20 protein-coding genes are annotated in these 24,510 nt (G+C 64.5%); 5 read left to right on the forward strand and 15 right to left on the reverse strand.

Annotated elements, in window-relative coordinates; genetic code table 11:
• Nucleotides 1–140 precede the first annotated feature (140 nt).
• The 4 genes from CKW37_RS00130 to CKW37_RS00145 all read left to right on the forward strand — a co-directional run bounded on the left by CKW37_RS00130 (nt 141) and on the right by CKW37_RS00145 (nt 6,566).
• On the forward strand, nt 141–1,706 hold the full coding sequence (locus tag CKW37_RS00130) for a sugar ABC transporter ATP-binding protein (protein ID WP_095153406.1): 1,566 nt from the start codon (nt 141–143) through the stop codon (nt 1,704–1,706).
• Nucleotides 1,699–2,724, forward strand: coding sequence for an ABC transporter permease (locus tag CKW37_RS00135; RefSeq protein WP_095153407.1), 1,026 nt, complete (start codon nt 1,699–1,701; stop codon nt 2,722–2,724). Before CKW37_RS00130 ends, CKW37_RS00135 begins: the two co-directional genes overlap by 8 nt.
• Nucleotides 2,725–2,756: 32 nt before the next feature.
• Nucleotides 2,757–3,806, forward strand: coding sequence for a substrate-binding domain-containing protein (locus CKW37_RS00140; protein WP_095153408.1), 1,050 nt, complete (start codon nt 2,757–2,759; stop codon nt 3,804–3,806).
• 375 nt (nt 3,807–4,181) lie between these two features.
• Nucleotides 4,182–6,566, forward strand: a complete 2,385-nt coding sequence (locus tag CKW37_RS00145) for a TonB-dependent siderophore receptor (RefSeq protein ID WP_095153409.1) — start codon at nt 4,182–4,184, stop codon at nt 6,564–6,566.
• A gap of 148 nt (nt 6,567–6,714) precedes the next feature.
• Here CKW37_RS00145 and CKW37_RS00150 read toward each other — a convergent pair whose 3' ends face one another.
• The 15 genes from CKW37_RS00150 to CKW37_RS00220 all read right to left on the reverse strand — a co-directional run bounded on the left by CKW37_RS00150 (nt 6,715) and on the right by CKW37_RS00220 (nt 23,047).
• Complete coding sequence (locus tag CKW37_RS00150) at nt 6,715–7,179, reverse strand: DUF3574 domain-containing protein (protein ID WP_095153410.1); 465 nt, start codon at nt 7,177–7,179, stop codon at nt 6,715–6,717.
• Between the two features lie 263 nt (nt 7,180–7,442).
• Nucleotides 7,443–8,870, reverse strand: a complete 1,428-nt coding sequence (locus CKW37_RS00155) for an aldehyde dehydrogenase family protein (RefSeq protein ID WP_095153411.1) — start codon at nt 8,868–8,870, stop codon at nt 7,443–7,445.
• A 69-nt stretch (nt 8,871–8,939) separates the two neighbouring features.
• Nucleotides 8,940–10,439, reverse strand: coding sequence for a CoA-acylating methylmalonate-semialdehyde dehydrogenase (locus CKW37_RS00160; protein WP_095153412.1), 1,500 nt, complete (start codon nt 10,437–10,439; stop codon nt 8,940–8,942).
• Between the two features lie 56 nt (nt 10,440–10,495).
• Nucleotides 10,496–10,855: a RidA family protein gene (locus CKW37_RS00165; protein WP_095153413.1), complete on the reverse strand. Its 360-nt coding sequence runs from the start codon at nt 10,853–10,855 to the stop codon at nt 10,496–10,498.
• A 34-nt stretch (nt 10,856–10,889) separates the two neighbouring features.
• Nucleotides 10,890–11,924 carry a zinc-dependent alcohol dehydrogenase gene (locus CKW37_RS00170; RefSeq protein WP_095153414.1) on the reverse strand — a complete coding sequence of 345 codons (1,035 nt, stop codon included), beginning with the start codon at nt 11,922–11,924 and terminating at the stop codon, nt 10,890–10,892.
• A gap of 106 nt (nt 11,925–12,030) precedes the next feature.
• Entirely contained in the window at nt 12,031–12,822 is a 792-nt protein-coding gene (locus CKW37_RS00175; RefSeq protein WP_095153415.1) for an IclR family transcriptional regulator, read from the reverse strand.
• Nucleotides 12,823–12,883: 61 nt separating this feature from the next.
• Nucleotides 12,884–14,053: an FAD-binding oxidoreductase gene (locus tag CKW37_RS00180; RefSeq protein ID WP_095153416.1), complete on the reverse strand. Its 1,170-nt coding sequence runs from the start codon at nt 14,051–14,053 to the stop codon at nt 12,884–12,886.
• Nucleotides 14,050–15,534, reverse strand: a complete 1,485-nt coding sequence (locus tag CKW37_RS00185) for a 2Fe-2S iron-sulfur cluster-binding protein (RefSeq protein ID WP_095153417.1) — start codon at nt 15,532–15,534, stop codon at nt 14,050–14,052. Before CKW37_RS00185 ends, CKW37_RS00180 begins: the two co-directional genes overlap by 4 nt.
• Nucleotides 15,531–16,346, reverse strand: coding sequence for an ABC transporter permease (locus CKW37_RS00190; RefSeq protein WP_095153825.1), 816 nt, complete (start codon nt 16,344–16,346; stop codon nt 15,531–15,533). Before CKW37_RS00190 ends, CKW37_RS00185 begins: the two co-directional genes overlap by 4 nt.
• A 4-nt stretch (nt 16,347–16,350) precedes the next feature.
• Nucleotides 16,351–17,232 (reverse strand): ABC transporter permease, encoded by an 882-nt coding sequence (locus tag CKW37_RS00195; protein ID WP_095153418.1) that lies wholly within the window; start codon nt 17,230–17,232, stop codon nt 16,351–16,353.
• Entirely contained in the window at nt 17,229–18,311 is a 1,083-nt protein-coding gene (locus CKW37_RS00200) for an ABC transporter ATP-binding protein (RefSeq protein ID WP_177454381.1), read from the reverse strand. Before CKW37_RS00200 ends, CKW37_RS00195 begins: the two co-directional genes overlap by 4 nt.
• Nucleotides 18,312–18,408: 97 nt before the next feature.
• On the reverse strand, nt 18,409–19,443 hold the full coding sequence (locus CKW37_RS00205; RefSeq protein ID WP_095153419.1) for an ABC transporter substrate-binding protein: 1,035 nt from the start codon (nt 19,441–19,443) through the stop codon (nt 18,409–18,411).
• Nucleotides 19,444–19,456: 13 nt separating this feature from the next.
• A complete protein-coding gene (locus CKW37_RS00210) occupies nt 19,457–20,488 on the reverse strand; it encodes an ABC transporter substrate-binding protein (RefSeq protein WP_095153420.1) in 1,032 nt (343 codons plus the stop codon).
• Between the two features lie 130 nt (nt 20,489–20,618).
• Complete coding sequence (locus CKW37_RS00215; protein WP_256587653.1) at nt 20,619–21,956, reverse strand: FAD-binding oxidoreductase; 1,338 nt, start codon at nt 21,954–21,956, stop codon at nt 20,619–20,621.
• Between the two features lie 188 nt (nt 21,957–22,144).
• Nucleotides 22,145–23,047: a LysR family transcriptional regulator gene (locus tag CKW37_RS00220; protein ID WP_095153421.1), complete on the reverse strand. Its 903-nt coding sequence runs from the start codon at nt 23,045–23,047 to the stop codon at nt 22,145–22,147.
• Nucleotides 23,048–23,253: 206 nt separating this feature from the next.
• Between CKW37_RS00220 and CKW37_RS00225 the strand changes: the two genes are divergently transcribed.
• Entirely contained in the window at nt 23,254–24,501 is a 1,248-nt protein-coding gene (locus tag CKW37_RS00225; RefSeq protein WP_095153422.1) for an MFS transporter, read from the forward strand.
• The last annotated feature ends 9 nt before the right edge of the window (nt 24,502–24,510 follow it).

A 24,510-nucleotide genomic window follows, 5' to 3' on the forward strand; every position in this document is an offset into this window, starting at 1 on the left:
TTTAAGTTGCGGATGGCTTATAACTAAAAAACTTTTTCTATGCGATCAGGTTAGTTGATTTTGTTTGCGTTAGTGAATTTAATCCCGGAGTCAACTTTTGTAGTCGCGAACTAACCCACCCGTTACCCCGGAATTCCAGCATGACACTTCCAATGGCCGCGCTACCCGAACCGCTTGTCCGGGTACGTGGCCTGAGTAAAACCTTTGCGGCAAACCACGCGCTTGATCAGGTTGATCTACAGATTCTTCCTGGCGAAGTTGTCGCGTTACTGGGCGCCAATGGCGCCGGCAAATCCACCCTGGTCAAGATTCTCGCCGGCAGCCAGCCCCATGACGCCGGCGAACTCTGGGTGCAGGGCCGCTTGCAGCGCTTTGCCTCGCCGCTCGCTGCCCGCAGGGTGGGGATCGTTGCGGTGCACCAGCACGTCAATGACGGTATTGCCCCGGGCTTGAGCGTCGCGGAAAACCTGGTGCTGGACGAACTGTGCCTGCCGCAGGCGCGCTGGTGGGTCAGCCGCAAGCGCCTGGCCGCGCGGGCCGCTGTTATCGCCGCCGGGCTGGAGCTGGACCTGCCGTTGCACGCGCCCATCGAGCATCTCGGCCAGGCCGAACGCCAGCTTGTGATCCTGGCCAGGGCCCTCGCCTTGCAGCCACGATTATTGATTCTCGACGAACCCACCGCGGCGCTCTCCGACACCGAAGCGCAGCGCCTGTTTGCCCTGATCGACCGGCTGCGCGAACGCGGCGTGGCGATTCTGTACATCTCCCATCGGCTGTCCGACTTGCAGCGTGTTGCGCAACGGCTGGTGGTCCTGCGCGACGGCCGGCTCGCCGGCGAGTTCGCCGCAGCGCAACTACCTGACGCGATTCAGGCCATGCTAGGCGAAGCAATCGAAACCCGCCCCTTCGTTCCAAGGGCACCGGGCCGCGAGGTGCTGAGCCTGCGCGGCGCCCGCGTTGCGGCGCACACCGCGCCCTTTGATCTGACCCTGCATGAACATCAGGTGGTTGCCATCACCGGGCTGCTCGGCGCGGGCAAAAGCGAAATCGCCGAGCTGCTGTTCGGCCTGCGCCGCCCGGCGAGCGGCACGCTGCATCTGGACGGTGTCGCCTGGAACCCGGAGTCGCCACGCCAAGCGGTTCGTTGCGGGGTGTTCTACGCCGCAGAAGACCGGGCGAACGGCTCGCTGGTCCCCGGGTTTTCAGTGCGCAAGACCCTCACCCTGCCATTCCTGGAGCGCTTCACCCGCGCCGGATTTATCAACGCCCGCGCCGAAGCCGCATCGGTCGAGGAGCACGTGACGGCGCTGGGAATCAAGACCGCTGGCATCGACCTGCCGATGGAGGCGCTGTCCGGCGGCAATCAGCAGAAGGTCATCCTCGGTCGCTGGCTGCTGGGCGGCGCCCGCGTGCTGATCCTCGACGAGCCCTTCCAGGGCGTCGATGTCCGCGCCCGCCGCGATATCGGCCAACTGTTGCGTGAAAGCGCCGAAGGCCGCGCGACGCTGGTGATCTGCGCCGATATCGACGAAGCCCTGGACATCGCCGACCACATTCTGGTGGTGCGCAACTTTGCCGTGGTCGCGCAGTACCCCCGCGCCGAGCTGTCGCGCGCGGCGCTGGTGGCGCAGTTGGCCCGCAACGACGTTGAAGCACCGCCGGTTGTTGCATCCCCTACATCGCCAAGGAGTACCGCGAGTGTCTGATTCGCTTTCCCCGTCGCCCACCGTGTCGGCACCCTTCCAACGCTGGCTGGACATACTGATCCGCTACGGCCTGCTGCTGGTGCTGGCGGTGATCGTCATCGTGTTCAGCGTCGCCGAGCCCGCGTTCATGCGGGTGAACAACCTGTTCCTGATCCTGCAGTCGGTGTCGATCGTCGCCTTGCTGGCCCTCGGCGTGACCTTGACCATGGCCGTCGGCGGCCTGGACTTGTCCATCGGAGCCGTTGCCGCCATGAGCCTGATGATCGCCAGCTATGTGATGGTGGTGCTGGAGTGGGACGCGCTGTCTGCCATCGTCATCAGCCTCGCGGGCGGCGCCTTGGTCGGTCTGCTGAACGGCTGGTTGATCGTCAAACTGCGCATCCCCGACATCCTGGCGACCTTGGGCAGCATGTTCCTGATTATCGGCGTGCAGTTGATCCCTACCGGCGGACGCTCGATCGCCGTGGGCATGACCCTGCCCAATGGCCGCGAAACCGAGGGTGAATTCAGCGCGCTGTTTCTCGCCATCGGCCGCGGCCGGCTGTGGGACACCGTGCCGATTCCGGTACTGATCACCGCGCTGGTGGCGCTTGCCGTCTGGCTGTTTCTGGAGCGCACGCGGATCGGGCGGCTGTTCTACGCCATCGGCGGCAACGAACAGGCCGCGCGCCTGGCCGGCGCGCCGGTGCAGCGCTACAAACTGCTGGCCTACGTGCTGTCGGCACTGCTGGCGTCCGCAGGCGGACTGTTGCTGGCCGCCCGCCTCGGACGCGGTGATGTCAGTTCCGGCAACGGCCTGGTGCTCGACGCCCTGGGCGCCGCGCTGATCGGCTTTGCCGTGCTCGGCGCGAAAAAGCCCAACGCCTTCGGCACCCTGGCCGGCGCCTTGCTGGTGGCCACCCTGCTCAATGGCCTGAGCATGCTCAACGCGCCTTATTACGCACAGGACTTCGTCAAGGGCCTGGTCCTGGTACTGGCCCTGATCTTCACCTTCGGTCTGGCCCATCGGGCGCGCTGAAACCGGATTTCATCTACCCGCAAGGACCCTCTATGCACCCTTTGTTCAAAGACGCTGTTCGTTACCTGACCGTGGGCTTGCTCGGTCTGGCCTGGCAGGCCCAGGCTGCGGCGCTGCCGGGCGCCCCCGCGCCGTTCAATGAGGGCAAGGTGCAGATCGCGCTGGTCGGCTACCTGTTTTCCGGGGATTTCCCTGAAGCCTACCTGCAAGGCGTCGAGAAACAGGCGGCGTCGCTGGGCGTGACGCTGCGGGTGTTTGATGCCCGGCAACAAGCCTCGCGGCAACGGGAACTGATCGAGCAGGCGATCGATCTCGGAGTCGATGGGATCATCGTCCAGCTGGGGCTACCCGAAACCCTCGGCGACGCGGTCGACAAGGCGATTGCCAAGGGCATCAAGGTCGTGGCGTTCGACGTTGACCTGAACAATCCCAAGGTCACCCAGATCGAGCAGGACCACCATGCGCTGGCCCGCCTGGCGCTGGACAAAGCCATCGCGGACAACGGCTCGACCTTCAATGCCGGCTACGTCTATATCAGCGGTTTCACCCCGATGGAGCGTCGCGACGAGGTCTGGCGCCAGGTCAAACAGGACAACCCCGGCGTGGTGGAAAAAGCCCGCTTCGGCACGCTCAACCCACCGATTGCCAACTCGGTGGCCGACCAGGCCAGCGCCGTGCTGCGGGCCAACCCGGACATCAGCGTGATTTTTGCCCCCTTCGACGAGTTCGCCAAAGGCGCGAAGATCGCCGTGGACGAAGCAGGACTGGGGTCGCAGGTGAAAATCTACAGCGCCGATATTTCCACGGCCGACATCCAGATCATGAAAGAGCCCGGCAGTGCCTGGGTCGCGACCGCCGCCGTCAATCCGCAGGTGGCCGGCGCAGTCAGCGTGCGCAGCCTGGCCATGCTGATTGCCGGTGAAAATCCCGGACCACGCCTGCTGGTGCCGCCAACATTGATTACCCGTCAGCAGCTATTGGACCTGGATGTAAAGAACGTGCGCGACCTGGCAAAGAAACTGCCGGCGTTTGGCGATGCCGCGGATATTGCCCGTCCGGCGTGGATACCCAAGGACAACTAATAAGCGCGTTATCGAACAAACCAAACCCCGCAAACTTGCAACGTTCAACTTGAAAGTCCTGTTGCACCACCGACACTACTGTTGCCTGCGCGACAGTATGTGTTGAAGGCCGGTCATTATTAGTTGCGGGTTCTAATTAGTGCGGAAAACGTTCTTTGGCATATACCCCGTATTTAGGTAACGTTTTAATCCTCAACTTTACGCGACACCTGATTGCCTTTGCGTGTGCCTGCGCAGGTGTTGCGTAACTGTTGTAAAGCCCCGCCGAATCATAAGTTCAAATCAATAATACAAAGTGCAACACCGTGTCCGGCTATCGACAGCGTTAACGTTGCGCGCCATGACGGCCCTCGCACTAATACAAGGAGCTGTTTCATGCATCACCGCCTTTCAATGCTCGCTGTCGCTGTCGTGTCGGCATTGACTCAAATGAACGTTCAGGCCGATGAATCCACGGGGGCCGTGGATGATACGAAACGGCTGGATACCGTGCTGGTGACCGGTACGCGTGGCACTGCGCGTACCGTGCTCGATTCCCCGGTGCCGGTGGATGTGCTGACCGCACAAGACCTCAAGGCCACCGGTGCCAGCAACGGCGAGCTGGGCCAGGCCCTGCAGACCTTGCTGCCGTCGTTCAGCATGCCGCGCCAGTCGAACTCCGGCGGTGCCGACCACATCCGTGCCGCGCAACTGCGTGGCATGAGCCCCGACCAGGTGCTGGTGCTGGTCAACGGCAAGCGCCGTCACACCTCGGCGCTGGTCAGCGATTCATCGAAAACCGGTCGCGGCACCGCGCCGGTCGACTTCAACTCCATTCCCATCAGCGCGATCAAGCGCATCGAAGTGCTGCGCGACGGCGCCGGCGCGCAATATGGCTCCGACGCCATCGCCGGGGTGATCAACATCATTCTCGATGACGCGCCAGAAGGCGGTGAAGTCTCCAGCACCTTCGGCGCCTACCACACCCACCAGGACGCCATCGACAAAACCACCACCGATGGCCAGAACACCATCACCACGGCCAAGATCGGCACCCGCCTGGGCGAGGATGGCGGCTTCATTCGCGGCGGCGCCGAATACAAGGACCGCAACCCGACCGAGCGCGCCGGCTTCGACGGCTTCGCCGACACGCCGGGCCAGATCAACTACGCCAAGGGCGACGGGTCGGCGCGGGACGTCAACCTGTGGTTCAACGGTGCGTTGCCGATCGGCGAGGCCAAGGCGTATTCCTTCGGTACGTTCAACGAACGCCACACCACCGGCGCGCAGTTCTACCGCTACCCCTACGAGCAACCGCAGTTCTACCCCAACGGCTACCTTCCCCAGTCCCTCGGCACCAACAAGGACCTCTCCGCCACCGCGGGGATCAAAGGCCTGATCGGTGAAGACTGGGACTTCGACAGCAGCATCACCCACGGCCGCAACCACTTTGATTCAGCCGCGCGGCGCACCCTAAACGTCAGCCTCGGCGCGGACTCGCCCACCCGCTTCGACACCGGCCAATACGAGCTGCGCCAGACCACGGCCAACTTCGACTTCAGCCGTGAACTGCGCATCGCCAACCGCCCCTTCGTTTTCGCCGCGGGCGCCGAGTACCGCTACGAGAACTACCTGACCACCGCGGGCGACGCGGCGTCCTACACCGGCAGCGGCGCGGACGGCGCCAACGGCCTGCGTCCTGATGAAGAGGCCGACCTGGACCGCAATGTGTTCGGCACCTATGCCGAGCTTTCCGCCGACCTGACCGACCGCCTGTTCGTCGATGCCGCCACGCGCTGGGAACGCTACGACGATGCCGGCAGCAAACTGACCGGCAAGCTCAGCGGGCGCTATCGCCTCACTGAAAACTGGGCATTGCGCGGCGCGGTGTCGAACAACTTCCGCGCACCGTCGCTGGCGCAGGTCGGTTTCCAGCACACCACCAGCAACTTCGGCGACGGTGGCACGCTCACCGATGTGCAGGTGCTCTCGGTCAATGATCCGATCGCCCAGGCATTGGGCGCTCAAGCGCTGGTCCCGGAAACCTCGAAGAACTTCAGCCTGGGCCTGACCGCGCAGTTGAGCGAGCGTTTCGATGCGTCGCTGGACATCTTCCATATCGCCGTGAAAGACCGCATCACCTTGTCCCAGCGCATCGGCAGCGACGCCCTCGAACAGTTCATCAACAACCAGTTTGGCGTGGCGGGCGTGCACGACGTCAACTTCTTCACCAACGCCGCCGACACCCGCACCAACGGCGCGGAACTGGTGCTCAACTATCACCAGCCGCTGTTCGAGGGGGAACTGGGCATCACCAGTGCCTACACCTACAACGACACCAAGGTCGTCAAAACCAAGGGCACCCCGTCGCAACTCACCGCGCTGGGCATTGGCAACGATGCGCTGGTAGGTGTCGAGGAGCGCAACACGCTGACCGACGCCGCGCCCAAGGACCGCTTCATCCTCTCGGCCAACTGGGCCAGCCAGCACTGGGGATTGCTCGGCCGCCTGACCCGCCATGGCAAGACCACCCGAGTGTTCGACTTCGGCGACTCGCAGCCCCAGCAGACTTACGGCACCGACTGGCAACTGGATGCGGAAGTGCAATACAAATTCACCCCGACCTTTGATGTGACCGTGGGTGCCAACAACCTTACCGACCAATATCCGGAGCGTTCCAACAACGACATCAACTACGGCGGAAACTTGCCCCATGACGTACTGTCGCCGCTGGGTAGCAACGGCGCGTATTACTACGCAAAGGTGACATACGGTTTCTAGAATGGGTATCCGCGCAGCTCGCCCCTACATTTTTGCCATGGTGCATTACACCCCCTTGTAGGAGCGAGCTTGCTCGCGAAGCGCCGCATAAGCGGCGCTCGCTCTTGAGAACCCAGAAAAACTATTGACTAATATCCGGCAACTTCAATCAGAATGAAATCTGCGCAGGCTGCGACACCTTCAGCACAGAAAGATCGCCAGTAACGCGCTTCCATGCAAGGCGAATAGCCTCGATGCGTTCGGCATTCTGCGCATTGTCTTCATGCAACTTCACAATCACCTTGGTCAACAGCCGCTCAGGTTCCTTCGCGCCATGGTCACGCCATTGCCCATAGGCATCCAGAACACTGAAACCCGCTGGAAAGCGCGGCGTCACTTCAGTATCGAGAAACGCCTGCCACTGCGCGGGACTGATGACCTCCTGGGCTCCGCCCCCGACTCGCCCCAGCGAGAAATACAACTCCGTGCGCAACCACTTCGCCTCTGCCGGCCGGGTCGGGTCACCTTGCAGGGTCGAACTGGCCGGATCCTTGGTGTGGACGGAAGGGAGTGGCGCGCTGGTACAACCCGTCAATGCAATTAAAACCGAGGCCAGCACAATGCGTTGAAACATGAAACTTCCTTATTGAAATTTAATGGCAACACACTATAGAGGCGGCACTTGGCGGTTCAAAATAACTAATTCAAAGGTAACTAGACTGCCTTGTTCGCTACAAACTTTGGCGCAACTTGCAAATATTCAAATTCAGTTAATGGGCCTGTTTCGCAAATGGTCACCAGGCGGCTTGAGAGCGAGCGCCGCTTGCGCGGCGCATCGCCGGCAAGCCGGCTCCCACGAGGGTTGCAGCGCGCCTGTGGGAGTTGGCTTGCCAACGATCAGTTGCCCCAGCCAACCACGCCCTTGATTTCAAGGAAGTCGTGGATGCCCCAGCCCGCGTATTCACGGCCGTTGCCGGACTGTTTGTAACCACCGAACGGCGCAAAAGTGTCCCAGTTCGGGTAATTCAGGTACACCGACCCGGCGCGCATGCGCCCCGCCACGCGGCGAGCATGTTCGCTATCGGTCGACTGCACGTAGGCCGCCAGGCCGTAGACGGTGTCGTTGGCGATTTCGATGGCCTGCTCTTCGTTTTCGTAGGGAATGATCGACAGCACGGGGCCGAAGATTTCTTCGCGAGCGATGGTCATCTGCGGCGTTACGTTGCCGAACACGGTGGGCCGTACGTAGTAACCCTTTTCCAGGCCCTCGGGACGGCCCAGGCCACCCGCCACCAGGGTTGCGCCCTCGTCGATACCGGTGGCGATCAGGCCCTGAATCTTCGCGAACTGCGCTTCACTGATGACCGGGCCGAGGTTGGTACTGGCCTCCAGCGGGCTGCCGGTCACCAGTTGCTCGGCGGTCTGCCGGGCAATTTCCAGGGCGCGGGCATGTTGCGAGGCCGGCACCAGCATGCGGGTCGGCGCATCGCACGATTGCCCGGAGTTGGAGAAGCAGCCCTGAACGCCCTTCGCTACCGCCACGTCGAAATCGGCATCTTCGAGCAGGATGTTCGCCGACTTGCCGCCCAGTTCCTGGGCCACGCGCTTGACCGTGTCGGCCGCCGCCTTGGCGACGCTGATGCCGGCGCGGGTCGAGCCGGTGAACGACACCATGTCGACCTTCGGGTGGCTCGCCAGGTGCTGGCCGACGTCAGGCCCGGTGCCGTTGAGCAGGTTGAACACCCCGGCCGGAACGCCCGCCTCGTGCAGGATCTCGGCGAAGATGATCCCGGTCAGCGGCGCGATTTCGCTGGGCTTGAGCACCACGGTGCAACCGGCGGCGATGGCCGGCGCGACCTTGCAGACGATCTGGTTCAGCGGCCAGTTCCAGGGGGTGATCAGGGCGCACACGCCAATCGCTTCGCGGACCACGCGGGTGCTGCCATGGGACTCGCTGAACGTGAAGTTTTCCAGGGCGCTGATGGTCGATTCCAGGTGCGCGCGGCCGCTCCAGATCTGCGCGTCACGGGCGAAATGCAGCGGCGCGCCCATCTCCTGGCTCACGGCCTTGACCAGGTCTTCGTAGCGCAGGTTGTAAACCCGCAGGATCTCCTTGAGCAGTGCCAGACGTTCGCCGACGCTGGTCACCGAAAACGCCGGAAAGGCCTTGGCCGCGGCGCTGACCGCGTCGTCGACGTCCGCCGCATTGCCCACGGCAATGGTGGTGAAGGCCTGTTCGGTGGACGGGTCGATGACCTCCAGGGTGTTGCCGGAGCGGGCATCGGTCCATTGGCCGTCGATGTAGAACTTGAGCGCATTGTTCATGGTTTTTCTCGTTTGGCTGGGACGCCGGGTGAGGACAGCGCCCTCACCCGGGTGAATGGGTCGGCTAACTCAACCGTTGCTGGGGAACGCGAACTGCGCCGCCTCATGGCTGGCGCGGCGTGGCCAGCGCTGGGTGATGGCTTTCTTGCGGGTGTAGAAACGCACGCCGTCCGGGCCGTAGGCGTGCAGGTCGCCGAACAGCGAACGCTTCCAGCCGCCGAAGCTGTGGTAGCTCACCGGCACCGGCAACGGCACGTTGACGCCGACCATGCCGACTTCGATTTCATCGCAGAACAGCCGCGCCGCTTCACCGTCGCGGGTGAAGATGCAGGTGCCGTTGCCGTACTCGTGATCGTTGATCAGTTGCATGGCTTCTTCCAGGCTGCCGACACGGACGATGCACAGCACCGGGCCGAAGATTTCGTCGGTGTAGATGCTCATGTCCGCACTGACCCGGTCAAACAGCGTGCCGCCGACGAAGAAGCCGTTTTCATTGCCTTCCACCACCAGGTCGCGACCGTCCACCAGCAGGCTCGCACCCTGGGCGACGCCAGCGTCGATGTAGCCCTTGACCTTGTCCCGCGCCGCGCCGGTCACCAGCGGGCCCATGTCCAGGCCCGTGGAGGTGCCGGCGCCGATTTTCAGGGCGCGCACTTCGGGCACCAGGCGGGTCACCAGGGCGTCGGCGATGGCGTCGCCGACGCACACCGCCACCGACAGCGCCATGCAGCGTTCGCCGCACGAGCCATAGGCCGCGCCCATCAAAGCACCAACGGCATTGTCCAGGTCGGCATCGGGCATCAGCACCGCATGGTTCTTCGCCCCGCCCAGCGCCTGCACGCGTTTGCCGCGCTTTGTGCCTTCGCTGTAGATGTACTCGGCAATTGGCGTCGAGCCGACAAAGCTCAAGGCTTTGACGTGCGGCGACTGGATCAGGCCGTCCACCGCTTCCTTGTCGCCATGCACCACGCTCATCACGCCTTTGGGCAGGCCGGCCTCGATCAGCAGTTCGGCGATATACAGGGTGGAACTCGGGTCGCGCTCGGAGGGTTTGAGGATGAAGCAGTTCCCGCAGACGATCGCCAGCGGGTACATCCACAGCGGCACCATGGCCGGGAAGTTGAACGGCGTGATGCCCGCCACCACGCCCACCGGCTGCAGGTCGGTCCAGGCATCGATATGCGGCCCGACGTTGCGGCTGTAGTCGCCCTTGAGCAGTTCCGGCGCGCCACAGGCGAACTCGACGTTTTCGATCCCGCGCTTGAGTTCGCCGGCAGCGTCTTCCAGGGTCTTGCCGTGTTCCTCGCTGATCAGTTGCGAGATCTTCGCTTCGTTCTGCTCCAGCAGTTGCTTGAAGCGGAACATCACTTGCGCGCGTTTCGCCGGCGGCGTGTTGCGCCAGGCCGGGAAGGCGGCGCGGGCGACGTCGATCGCCTGCTGCAGGGTGGCGCTGTCGGCCAGCGCCACTTGCCGGACCACGGCGCCGGTGGACGGGTTGTAGACATCCGCGGTGCGACCCGTGCCCTGCACGCGTGCGCCGTTGATCAGATGGGGAACGATACTGCTCATTGAAAACTCTCCAGTGCCGGACGAGACCTCTCGCCGGCAGGTAGTGAATGGCTGACTCAGGCCTTGACCGCCGCCTGCAGGGCGATTTCCACCAGGATGTTGTCCGCCGCCATATTGGCCTCGACGGTCGCCCGCGCCGGCAGCGCGTCCTGCGGCACCCACTCGCGCCAGACCGCGTTCATCGCGGCGAAGTCCTGCACGGCATGCTTGAGCCAGATCTGCGCGAACAGAATGTGCGACTTGTCGGAGCCGGCCTCGGCCAGCAGCGCGTCGATACGCGCCAGCACCTGGGCGGTCTGGCCGGAAACGTCCTGGGTGCGGTCGGCCGGCACCTGGCCGGTGATGTAGACGATGCCGTTGTGCACCAGCGCGTGGCTGAGCAGGCCGGGATTGGGTTGCAGGCGGGTGATGGTCATGAAGGTGACTCCTGTTGCGGATAAAGGGGTTGGATCAGGCGATTTTCAGCACGGTGCGGCCGACCAGTTGGCCTTTGCGCATGCGGGCGAAGATGTCGTTGATATCGTCCAGGCGCTCGAGGCTGATCTGCGCTTTCACCTGGCCGCGGGCGGCAAAGGCCACTGCTTCGTTGAGGTCCTGGCGGGTGCCGATATTGGAACCGGTGATCGACAGCTCCCAGCCGCTGATGGCCGAGATAGAGGCGCGCACGGTGTCGGCGTCGCCGCCTGGCAGGCCGATGAACACCGCCGTGCCGCCGGGGCGCAGCATCTTCACCGACTGCTCGAACGCGGCATTCGCGGTGGCGGTCACCAACACGGCGTGGACACCGCCGGGAATCTGTTGCTTGAGGGTTTCGACCGGGTTGTCGAGGGCATCGATCAGGCATTCGGCGCCATAGCTGCGGGCCAGCTCGAGCTTGTCCGCGGACACGTCGATGGCCGCCACGCGCAGGCCCATGGCAATGGCGTACTGCACCGCCACATGGCCGAGGCCGCCAATACCCATGACCGCGACCCACTGCCCTGGCCGGGCCCGCGAGCGCATCAGGCCACGGTAGGTGGTCACGCCCGCGCAGAGGATCGGCGCCAAGGCATAGAGATCGACATTGGGCGGGATGCTGGCAACGAATGCCGCCGGGGCGACCATGTACTCGGCATAACCGCCCTGCTTGCTGTAGCCGGTGGATTCGCGGCGCTCGCAGATGGTTTCCATGCCGCCGAGGCAGAATTCGCAGGTGCCACAGGCGCTGTACATCCACGGCATGCCGACCGCGGTGCCGATCGCCGGCTCGCTGACGCCGTCGCCATGGGCAACGACATGGCCGGTGATTTCATGGCCGGGAATCAGCGGCAAGGTCGGCAGGTCCGACCAGTCACCGTCCATGGCATGCAGGTCGCTGTGGCAGACGCCACAGGCGACGATCTGGATCAACAGTTCGCCGGGACCGGGTTGCGGAATCGGGACCTGTTCGATACGCAGGGGTTCGCCGACGCCGTGCAGAACGGCAGCCTTCATGGTTTGACTCATCGCTCTCTCCTGATACATCCACCCGGTTTTCGGGCAATTGGGCACCTATACCGCCAGCCTGGGCTGGCGGCGGTGTGTGCGGGTCGAAAGGTGTTGCCCGGGGGCGCTAGCCCACGGGACGTAAACTGCGTGTCGCGCTGGCGATGGTGCGCGCGGTATTGATCACTTTAGGTGCCAATTGCTTGCGCGCGTCTTCCAGGTTCCAGCGACTGAAGGGAACGGAGATGTTGACCGCTCCCAGAGGATAGCCATCAGCGTTGACCACCGCAGCGGCGACGCTGATATCGCCGGCGAAATACTCTTCCTGGGCGTAGGCATAGCCTTCGCGGCGGGCCTCGGCGACCATCGTGCGCAAGGCGTCCAGGTCGGTGACCGTGCTCGCGGTGTAGCCCTGGCGCTCGGAGGCGATCAGGATCGCGTCCGCTTCCGCCTCCGGCAGTGCCGCGAGGTAGGCGCGCCCCGCCGAGGTGCAGTACATCGGCAGGTGGCGGCCCAGCGGCATATGAATGGCGATCTGCTTGTGGCTCGGGAAACGGGCGACGTAGAGCATGTCCAGGCCGCACGGTTCGAGCAGGTTGCAGCTTTCCTCGACGTTGCGGTTGAGTTCGTGCAGGTACGGGTTGGCACGCTCGATCAACTCGCTGGTCTGCAGGTAGCCGGTGCCCAGGTCGAGTGACTTGGGCGCCAGGCGCAAGCGCTTGGTCACGGGCTCCTTGTACAGGTAACCCAGCGCTTCGAGGGTGAAGGCCGAACGTTGCACGGTGCTTTTGTTCAGCCCCGTCGCCTCGGCCAATTCGATCAGACTCATGCTCGGGCGTCCGGCACGGAACGCCGTCAGGATCGCCAGCCCCTTGGACAAAGCAGTAATGAACAGTGGCGAGTCTTCTGCAGTACTCATGGGGTTTTCCTTGTTTTTGCCGCGAAAAACGCGGTTATCACGGTGCTTTCAACGCTGTGTTTCATTCGAAATGACTCAAGACAATGCCAGGTTCCACGACCGGCGCGTTGCGTTCAAACCTGTCCACGGCGAAGGGGCGCATGCGCTCATCCACCTCGCCGCTGACGATGGCCTTGGCCAGTAATTCCCCGGCGGCCGGTGCACCGGCATGGCCGTAACACCAGCCCGCGCTGACAAACAGCCCCGGCAGTTGCTGATGGGCCCCCAACAGCGGCCCGAAATCCTTGGAGATATGCACCAGGCCGGCCCATTGACGCAAGATCCGCGCATGGCCCAACTGCGGAAACATCTCCAGATACGCCCGTGCCGTCGCCGCCATTACTGGCACATCGGCATTCAAGGTGTGCTGTGGTCGTTCGGCGACTTCCGCGCCGCCCACCACTTCGCCGCGCGCAGTCTGGTGCATGTAGCAGAGTCGATCCAGCAGCGCGACGGCAGGACCAATCAAAGGCCGGGTCGGCTCCAGCGCCATGGCTTCCAGGCGCATCGGGTAACCGTCCAGCGCCACCCCCGCCAATTGCGCCAGACGATTGCTTTCGGCGCCCCCGGCGAGGACCACGGTATCGCTGGCAATCCACTGCTGCCCGACCCGCACCCCGGAAATACGCCCGGCGCTCTGGTCGATGGCGGTGACCTCGGTGCGGTAATGAATCGCCACCCCGCGTGCCTCGCACGCCTGCCGATAGGCATGCATGGCGGCATGGTGCGGCGCCACGCCACTGTCGGGCAGGTGCAAGGCCGCGCTCACCCGTTCGTGGGCCAGGGCCGGCAGCACTTCGCGCAGTTGCGCCGGGTTCAGCAGGCCGGAGGTGATGCCGCAATCCTTGTGCACTTGCCGCGTGCGTTCCAGCAGCGCGGCCGTGCTGTCTCGCTCGCCGACCATGGTGTAGCCGCGGCGCGAATACATGACGTTCTCGCCCAGGCGTTTCGACAGCCCCTGCCACAGGTGGCAGGAATGGGCGAAGAAACGCGTCCACTCCGGCGAACTGAACGCGCCGCGAATCAGCGTGCCGTTACGCCCCGAGGCGCCACCCTGCCAGTAACCGGCGTCGAGCACGAGAATATCGCGCACGCCCAGTTCGGTCAGGTTGAACGCCAGCGACAGGCCCTGGATGCCCGCGCCGACGATAATGATCGATGCCGTGCCCGGCAATGGCTTGACGGCGTTCATTGCAACGGCTCGACGACAGCGGCCAGGCCGGCGGCCTGGGCAACGGTCAAGGCACGGCGTGGCGGGCGCAGCGTCGGCCGGGCCAGCGCCGCCAGGGCGATGCCGCTGCGGGCACTGACCAGCGCGCGCAGCGCATCCCAGCAGGGTTGCCCCTGACAAGGGCCCATGCCGCAGGACGTCAGGCGCTTGATCACTTCCAGGTCGGTAATGCCCTGGGCGATCAGGGCCTCGACTTCATGACAGGACACGTCGAAGCACGGGCACAACAACGCCGCGTGCCGCGATCGCGCGGCCACCGGCAACGGCTGATCGGTTTCGCTCGCTGAACCCACGGTACGCAGACGGCTCTGGCGTTGCTCGCGCAATTGCAGCAAACCTTCGGCGCGGCTCTGGAAGGTCAGACTGGCTTCGGTCAACCACGGACCGGCATGAACCAGCGCATCGCACGGAATCGCTTCGTCGAACAGCGCCGCCGTGACCTGGTGGTGCCCCACTACCCGGCGCAACTCGGCAACCGGCAGCGCGGCCACCACGTTCACGCCCAGTTCGCCCAAACGGCTGGCCACCACCTGCTGGTCGCCATTACCGACCACCACCACCCGTGCGCCCGGCGCCACCGCCTGTTGATGGGCCATGATCAGCGCCGTGCGTACCTCCATCACTCCGGGCAGCCACATGCCCGGAACCACGGGCGGGCAAGCGCGGCGGCCGCTGGCCAGAATCACTTCATCCGCCTCAAGGGCCAGCGCGCCTTGCGCTGGGTCTTCAGGCGCGGCAAGCAGCAGCTCGCCTTCACGGTAGGCACCGAACACTTCGACGCCCGTCACCAGGCGCACCCGTGGGTCCAGCACCGGCCGGGCCACGCCCGCGGCGCAGGCAAAACGGGCCAGCGACTGGCCGCGGGTCACCAGCAACACATCACGTCCGCCGGCCGCCGCCTGATTGGCCGCAGCACAACCCGCCGGCCCGCCACCGATTACCAGCACGTCGGCACTCAGGTGCTGCGCCGCAGGCACGGCCACCTCGCCGGTGCGCTCAGCCGGTTTGGCTGAGCCCGCGAGAAACGCCAGCAGCGCTTCCCAGCGCTGGAACAACGCTGTGCCGCTGGGCACCAGATTGGTGTGTTCGAAACCGCCCTGAATCCAGCCTGCGGGAATCAGCCGCGACAGCCGCAACAGGTCGAACGCCGGGGTGGGCCAGCAATTCTGCATCTCCACCCGTGCGCCGGCGCTGACCGGCAGCAGGTCCAGGCGCACGTTCGGCACGCCGTTGACCCGCGCCAGCACCCCGGCGACGTAGTTGCCGGAATAGCCCAGCGGCCGGTGTGATTTGCGGCTCCAGGCCAAGGTGCGAATACCGTTGGCCAGCAGCGCCACCGCGACGCTCTCACCCTGACGGCCCTGCAGCGCACGGCCGTTCCAGAAGAACTCGACGCTGGCGGTTGCGGCGTGCCCGAGGCGCAGGTTGACGCGGCGGCTCATGCGGCGTTCCTCCGGGCCTTGCGCTGCGCCATGATGCTGATGCACAGCATGATGATCGACAGCAGGGTCATCAGCGTCGCGACCACAGCGATCAGCGGGTCGATCTCCGAGCGCAGCGAGCTGAACATGCGCTTGGTCAGGGTAGAGCTGTCGCCGCCACTGATGAACAGCGAGATCACCGCTTCATCGAGGGAAATGGCGAAGGCGAACATCGCCGCGGCGATCACCGAAAAGCGGATCTGCGGCAAGGTCACGTCGAAAAACGCCCGCAACCGGGTGGCGCCGAGGATGCAGGCCGCCTGTTCCTGGGTCATGTCGTAGCTGCGCAGTCCGGCACTGACGTTGATCACCACGTAGGGCAAGGCCAGCAGCGTATGCGCCAGCACCAGGCCGGGGATGGTGTTGTTCAGGTCGAGCCGCGCATAGACGAAGAACAGGCCAATGGCGATGAAGATGGTCGGGACGATCATCGGCGCCATCAACAGGCCGCGCAGCACCCCCGAAAGCCGCGACTGGGTAACGTGCAGCGAATACGCCGCGGCGGTGCCCAAGGTTGTCGCCAGCAGCATGGTCAGGGTCGCGGTGATGAGCGAGACCGTGGTTGCCGCGCGCCATTCCAGCGAGGCGAAATAGCTGAAGAACGGCTCGATGCTGAAGGACTTCGGCGGGAAGTTCAGGTAGCGCGCATCGGACAGCGACATCGGGATCACGATCAGCGTCGGCAGCACCAGGAACAGCATCGTCACCAGCACCAGCAGGTACAGCCAGGAGGCGCGCAGCGCGTCCGTCAGGGTTTGTTTCAGTCGGGCCATGATCTCACTCGCTGCGCCGGCCAAGGCCCGCGCTCCTCTTGACGATAAACAGCATGAGCAGGGTGGCCACCAGCAGCACCACACCCAGCGACGAGGCCGCGCCCCAGTTGGCGTACATCGACACATCGCTCTCGATCCGCATCGAGATCATCTGCACCTTGCCGCCGCCCAGCAGTGCCGGAGTGACGTAGAAACCGAGGGTGATGACGAACACCAGGGTCGCGCCCGCGGCGAGGCCCGGCAGCGACAGCGGCAGGAACACATCGCGGAAGGCCCGCGACGGCGACGCGCCGAAGGCTGCGGCCGCCTGGTTGTAGATCGGGTCGATGCTCTTCATCGCGGCGAACAGCGGCAGGATCATGAACGGCAGCATGATGTGCACCATGCCGATCACCGTGCCGGTCAGGTTGTGCACCAGCGGCAGCGGCGCGTCGGTGAGGCCCAGGCTCATCAGCAAGTCATTGGCCATGCCGCGACGCTGCAGGATGATCAGCCAGGCGTACGTGCGCACCAGCAGCGAGGTCCACAGCGACACCAGCAACAGGCCCATCGCCAGGTTGGCCAGCCAGCGCGGGCCCTTGATCATGAAGTAGGCGTAGGGGTAACCGATCAGCACACAGGCAATGGTGACGATGATGCTGATCTTGAAGGTCTGGACGAAGGTCAGCACATAGATCGGCTCCAGCAGCCGGGTGTAGTTCTCCACCGTCAACTGGCCATTGGCATCGAACAGCGACAGCCAGAACAGCCAGCCGATCGGCAGCACGAAGGTCAGCAGTACCAGCAACAGCGCCGGCAGCCCGGAACCGAACAGGAACCAGCGTTGCCGCCGTTCCGCGCTGCGCAGCTCGCGCGCATTGCGCGCAACCGATCCGCCGCCGCTCATTGCTCGTCTCCCACCACCAGGGTGTCTTGCAGGTGCAGGCCGAGCACCACGCTCTCGCCACGGGCCGGCAGGCGGCCGCTTTCGGAACTGCGGGTTGGCTGGCGGATCGCCACAGCCATGCCCTGCCCCAGGTCAATCTGCACCAACTGGCTTTCGCCCTGGAAAATCACATCGGTAACGTTGCCGTGCAGCAGGTTGTAGTCGGCGGCGTTGGCGGTCACGAACTGCAGTTTTTCCGGGCGCACCACCAGGCTCGGGTTCTTCAGTCCCGCGGCGATGCCGGCGGCACGCAACGGGCGGCCCTGGAACTGCACCTTGCCGTCCTGCAGGGTGACCGGCAGGCAGGACGACTCGCCGACGAACTCGGCAATGAAGCGGTTCGCCGGGCGCTCGTAGAGGTTGATCGGCGTGTCGATCTGGCGAATCCGGCCCTTGCTCATCACCGCGATGCGGTCCGACATGGTCAGGGCTTCGCGCTGGTCGTGGGTGACGTAGACCACAGTCATGCCCAGGCGCTCGTGCAGGCGGCGCAATTCCAGTTGCATGGTTTCGCGCAGGCGTTTGTCGAGGGCCGAGAGCGGCTCGTCCATCAACAGGATCTTCGGCTCGAAGACGATGGCGCGGGCCAGGGCGATGCGCTGGCGCTGACCACCGGACATTTCGGTGATACCGCGCTCGATCAGGTGATCCAGCTCCACCGTGGCCAGCGCCTGCTCGACCCGCTGGCGAATGTCGGCGCGGCTGTAGCCGCGCAGCTTCAGCGGGTAGGCGACGTTCTGGAACACGTTCATGTGCGGGAACAGCGCGTAGCTCTGGAACATCATGCCGACGTCGCGCTTGTGCGGCGGCTCGAAGATCATCTCGCGACCGCCGAAGCGAATACTCCCGGCGTCGGGCCGGACGAACCCGGCCAGGGCCATCAGCAAGGTGGTCTTGCCGGAACCGGAAGAACCGAGCAAGGAGAGGAATTCGCCGCTCTTGATCGACAGCGAGACATCATCCAACGCAGCAAAGCTGTCGTAGGTCTTGGTCAGGTTTTCAATGTCGATGGACATCGAAAGTTTAGCGTCTTCGGACATGCTCACACTCGGCACAATTCGGACGTCCAGCGTCCTTTTTATCGAAGGTGGGGCGCCTTGGGCGCCCCGCCCCACTTCTCACATCACCCGCGGCGGATCAGTTGGCGAGGAACAAGGCGAACCGCTGGCGCACCGCTTCCTGATTCGCCACCCACCACTCGGGCGACACCGTGACCACCTTGTCGATGTTCTGCGGCGAGGTCGGCAGGCGCGCGGCCAGTTCCTCGGTAATCACCGGCAGCTCGTAGGCCTTGGCATTCACCGGCGAATACGGGATCAGCGTGGCCAGGGCCGCCTGGCTTTCAGGCTTGATGATCTCGGCGATCAGCTTCATCGCCAGCGCCTTGTTGGGCGAGCCCTTGGGTACGATCAGGCAGTCATGGCTCAACAGCGCGCCGTCGAAGCTGTAATTGACCTTGTCGCCGCTGGCCTTGACCTCGGCAACGCGACCGTTCCAGATCGCCAGGAAGTCCACCTCGCGGCTGCGCAGCAACTGCGCCGAGTCGGCGCCCGCGCTCCACCAGTTGGCGACCTGCGGCTTGATCCGGGTGAGCACCTTGATCGCTCGCTCGACATCCAGCGGGTACAGGTCTTTTGGCGCCACGCCATCGCCGAGCAACGCCGCTTCCATGGTCAGCCAGGGCTGACGGTAGAGGGCACGGGCGCCCTTGACCTGCGGATCGAAGAATTGCTGCCAGTTTTTCGCTACCGGCGCGCCGCTGTCTTCGGCCCAGGCAACCACGGTTGCGTAGGCGTGACTGGCGATCCAGTGGCTGGCGACCACCGATTTGTCGACATGGGTGGCATCGATCACCGAATAGTCCAACGGCTCGGCCAGCCCTTCCTGCTGGGCCTGGGCGCACTCGGTGCTGCCCAGTTCCACCACATCCCACTTCGGCTTGCCCGACATGACCTGGGCACGAACGGCGGCGAGGCCGTCCATGTTGTCTTCCTTGATGGTGATGCCCAGCGCCTTCGCGGCGGGCTCGAGGTAGGCCTTGCGCTCGGCGTCCTGCAACGCGCCGCCCCAACCGGAGAAGGTCAGGCTGTCGGCCAGCACCGCGGAACTCGCGGCCATCGTCAACGCGGCGACGACGGCCCCCTGAAACAGGCTTTTCTTGAGAGTCTTCATAGTGGCCGCCTTGTCAATTCTGGATGAACAGGTCGAAACGACGTTGTACTTCAGCCTGATGCGCCTGCCACCAGACCGGGTCGAAGAACACCACTTTGTCGAGGTTGGCGGGGGCCGTCGGCAGGGTGGCGGCCATGGCGGCGGGGATGATCCCGGTGTCATAGGCCTTGACGTTGATCGGCGGGTTGGGGATCAGGGTCACCAGGGTCGCCTGGCTGTGCGGCTTCATGATTTCGGCGATCAGTTTCATCGCCAGCGCTTTGTTCGGCGCGCCTTTGGGCACGACCACGCAATCGTAGTCGAGCAAGGCATGGTCGTAGGTGTAGTCGACGTCATCGCCGGACTGCTTCAGCTCATCGACCCGCGAGGCCCAGATTGCCAGCGCGTCCACTTCACGGCTACGCAGCAGTTGCGCGGAGTCGGTGCCGCTGCGCCACCAGTTGATGACTTGCGGCTTGATGCGTTCGAGCACTTTGAAGGCCCGGTCGACATCCAGCGGGTACAGCGCCTTGGGCGACACGCCGTCGGCAATCAGCGCCAGTTCGAGCGTGGTATAGGGCTGCCGGTACATCGAACGCGAGGCTTTCACCTCGGGGTCGAAGAAGGCTTTCCAGGTTTTCGGCGTGGTGGCGCCGGCATCGTTGGCCCAGGCCAGCACCGTGGAATAGGCGTTGCTGGCGATCCAGTTCTTGCCGTAGAAATTCGCCGCCACGCCTTCGGTGCTGATTACCGAGTAGTCCAGCGGCTCGGTCAGCCCCTGTTCTTGCGCCAGCACGCAATCGTTGGACGCCAGCTCGACCACGTCCCACTTGGGCTTGCCCGACATCACCTGGGCGCGCACGGCGGCCAGGCCATCCATGTTGTCTTCCTGGATCTTGATGCCCAGCGCTTCTTCCGCGGGCTTGAGGTACGCCTTGCGCTCGGCGTCCTGCAACGCGCCGCCCCAGCCGGCAAAGGTCACGCTCCCCGCGGCCTGCACCTGGGCCACGGCACACAAGGACAGGGTCAATGCCAGCCCCGCCATTCGCTTGTTGGTTGATCGCATTTTCAACTCCTGAGGTTATTGTAATTAGACAGTTGAATCGAACGCCGGGCGTTGCTGCCCCTGTTGCTGTTGTTATACCGGGAGACGTTGCTCGTCTGCCTCGCTGGCCACTCCGGGCCTGTCTCGCTGCTTATTGCGCATCCTTGAAACGGTACCAGGCGTAGGCCATTCGCTGACCGATCCGCAGGAACGGCTGAAACGGAAAACGCCTCGGGCTCTGGTGGAGAAAATCGATGCCGGTGGGCTGCTCATCGCCGGCCACCATCTGCGCCAGGCGCTTGCCGGTCTGCACCGAGAACGACACGCCGCTGCCGGCATAACCGCCACCGGAGAACACATTGTCCAGGCCTGGCACGCGGCAAATGAACGGCAGGGAGTTTTCGCTGACAGCGACCCAGCCGCCCCAGTTGTAATCCACCTCTATGCCCTGCAACGCCGGGAACTTGCGGCACAGCGCGTCGTGCAGGTTTTGCCGATGGCGCGGGTTTTCCGCGTCGCGGCCGGTGATGGCGCTGCGGCCGCCGAACAGAATGCGGTCGTCCGGCAAGCGGCGGTAATACGAGAGCAGGTTGCGGGTGTCGAACATGCATTCGCTGCCGGCCAGGCTCTGGCGTTTCTCGTCGGCGGTCAGCGGGCGCGTCACGATGATCTGCGAATGGACCGGCAACACCCGGCCGGCCGTGGCCTTGTTCAGCGCGCCGGAGGTGTAGCCGTTGGTGGCCACCACCACGCGACGGGCCGTCACTACGCCGCCCGGCGTCACCAGCCGGTGCCGGCCGTTGTCGCTGTGCCAGTCAGTCACCGGCGAGGCCACATGGACCTTGGCCCCGGCTTCGCGGGCCAGGCGCTGGATGCCCCAAGCCAGCTTCAACGGGTGCATGGAAAAACCGTCCGGCATGTACAGCGCCCCGAACGCCTCCGCACCGCTGTGCACCCCGTGCACCTGGGCCTCGTCGACAAAGCGGGCGCCGTAGCTCAAGACGTCGTTGTAGAGACTGACTTCACGCTTGAGCGCCGCCACATGCCCGGCATGACTGGCGACCTTGAACACGCCGTCCGGCTGCGCGTCGCACTCGATCTGCCCTTCACGGATCAGCCCGCGCACCGTGTTCAAGCCTGCCGACATTTCCTCGAAATAGGCTTTGGCCGTGCTGGCGCCATAGCGCTCGATCAGCTCGGACAGTGGTACCCGGCCGCCAGAAATACGGGCGAAGCTGCCATTGCGACCGCTGCACCCCCAGGCCACCTGGTTCGCCTCCAGGACCACGGCGTGAATGCCGTGCTCACGGGCCAGGTGCAGCGCGCAACTCAAGCCCGTGTAACCGGCGCCAATGATCGCGACCTCAACGTCCATGGCCCCGGAAACCGGCCCATCATCCTGCGGTGCGGTGCCCGCCGTATCTACCCAGTAGGACGCGGAATGTGGCAATCCGACGCCTGGGTGCGCATTGACCAGTGGATCGTACAATTTATTCTCCGTATCGCTGTGCGATATACATAAATCACTTGAGCGAAATATTCGATCAGATAGTGATTCATGTCAATCGAAAATCTTGAGAGGCGTGCAAAACAAAAACGCCGCCCCGGATTCCCGAGGCGGCGTAAGGCAGGACAGCGAACAGGCGATATCAGGCGCCAGAGCGCCCGGACGGGGGTTTAGCGGCCCGTATCGTGTGCAGGAAACACCCGGGCGCACAGGTAATCGACGAACACCCGGACTTTCGGCGACGCGTGCTTGCTCGCCGGCCACAGCACATTGAACACACCCGTGCGCCCCACATGGTCATCCAGCACCGGCACGAGTTGGCGATCGGCAAGCAGCTCGCGGATGGAAAAGTCCGGCAGGCAGGCGATGCCCAGCCCCTTCAGCACGAAGTGCACCCGTGTCTCGATGTTGTTGCAGATCATCGAGGTGGGTAGTTGCAACTCGGCCGCGCCTGGCGCCAGTTGCAGCGTCCAGGGTTCGAGCTTGCCGCTGTAGGGAAAACGGAAGTGTAGGCAGGTGTGTTGCAGCAGGTCCTCAGGGACCCGGGGCGTACCGCGGCGCGCCAGGTACGCGGGGGCGGCGACCAGGATTGAGCGGAAGGCGCCCAGGCGGCGGGCGGTCAGGCGCGAGTCGCTGGGCTCTCCTGTGCGCACCACGGCGTCGAAGCCCTCCTCGATCACATCGACCAGCCGGTCGGTGAAATCCAGGTCCAGCTCGATGTCGGGATACTCGCGCATAAAGTCGGCGAGCACCGGCAACACCAGCGGACTCACCAGCGGCAGGCTCACGCGCAACCGCCCGCGTGGCGCGGCGCTGGCCTCGGACAACTCCAGCTCCGCCGCCTCGATTTCGGACAGGATGCGCCGACTGCGCTCCAGAAACAGCGAGCCTTCCGCCGTCAGCGTGACGCTGCGCGTACTGCGGTGGAACAGGCGAACGCCCAGGCGTTCTTCCAGACGCGCCACGCTCTTGCCGACGGCGGACGCTGAAACGCCCAACAGCCTGCCGGCCGCGACGAAGCTTCGGGTTTCCGCGACCTGGACGAAGACGGCGAATCCATTCAAACGGTCCATACAACACCTCGATTGCGGACACCTGTGTCCGTAGAGCAAGGAACTCTACTCGGGTTTTTCTTTAATCGCCGGGTTTCTATCGTGTGCAGCAGGTGCATTTCGGGGGTTCCCCCATCGCTGGCAAGCCAGCGATGCGCCGCACAAGCGGCGCTAGATCTTGAGAGCACTGAACCCCTTCCACACAACCACGAGACGCATAGATCCCCATGCCACAACCAAGCAATCCCACACACCACCCCTTGCCGATTGCCGCACTCCTGGCCCTGGCGCTGGCAGGTTTCGTCACGGTCCTGACCGAAGCGCTGCCGGCCGGCTTGCTGCCGCAGATCAGCGCCGGCCTGGAGATTTCCGAGGCGCTGGCCGGGCAGCTTGTCACGGTCTATGCGGTCGGCTCGCTGCTGGCGGCGATCCCGCTCATCACCCTGACCCAGGGCCTCCGTCGGCGCCCGCTGCTGATGGTGGCGATTGCCGGTTTCGTCGTCGCCAATACCCTCACCGCCTTCTCCGGCAACTATGTCCTGACGCTGTTGGCGCGCTTTCTCGCCGGCATGTCCGCCGGCCTGCTGTGGGCGCTGATCGCGGGCTACGCCGCGCGCATGGTGCCCGAGCACCAGAAAGGCCGGGCCATCGCCATCGCGATGGTCGGTACGCCGGTGGCGCTGGCGCTTGGCGTGCCGGCCGGCACCGCGCTCGGCACACTGCTGGGCTGGCGCCTGTGTTTCGGCATCATGAGCGTTCTGGCGCTGGGTCTGATGCTCTGGGTGCGGATCAAGGTGCCGGATTTCGCCGGACAGACGGCGAGCCAGCAGCGCTCGCTGGGGCAGGTGTTCCGCCTGGCGGGCGTGCGTTCGGTGCTGTTCGTGGTGCTGGCATTCGTGTTGGCGCATAACATCCTCTACACCTACATCGCGCCATTCCTCGCGGCGGCGGATATGGCCGCGAGCACCGGCCTGGTGCTGCTGGTGTTCGGCGTGACCTCGCTGCTGGGCATCTGGATCATCGGCGTGCTGATCGACCGTTATCTGCGTGCACTCACCCTGGCCAGCACGGTGCTGTTCGGCCTGGCAGTGCTGGCGCTGGCCGTGGCGAGCGATGTTCCGGCGCTGGTGTACGTGGCGGTGGCCGTCTGGGGCCTGGCCTTCGGCGGCGTGGCCACGCTGTTGCAGACCAGCCTGGCGCATACCGCCGGGGACGCCGCCGATGTCGCGCAGTCGATGCTGGTCACGGCCTGGAACCTGGCGATCGCCGGTGGCGGCATTTTCGGTGGCGTGTTGCTGGACCGCTTCGGTGTCGGCGCCTTCCCGCCGGCGTTGCTGGTGCTGCTGACCGCGACGCTGGTGGTGGTGTGGGCGGCCCGGTACCACGGCTTCGCGGCGGCAACGGCGGATACATCGGGCGGGCAGCATCTTCACTCCAGCGATCTCACACCTGTCCTGCGAGAAAGCCGTGATTAGATGACGCGC

This window comes from Pseudomonas sp. Irchel 3E13 (assembly GCF_900187455.1).
GTDB lineage: Bacteria > Pseudomonadota > Gammaproteobacteria > Pseudomonadales > Pseudomonadaceae > Aquipseudomonas.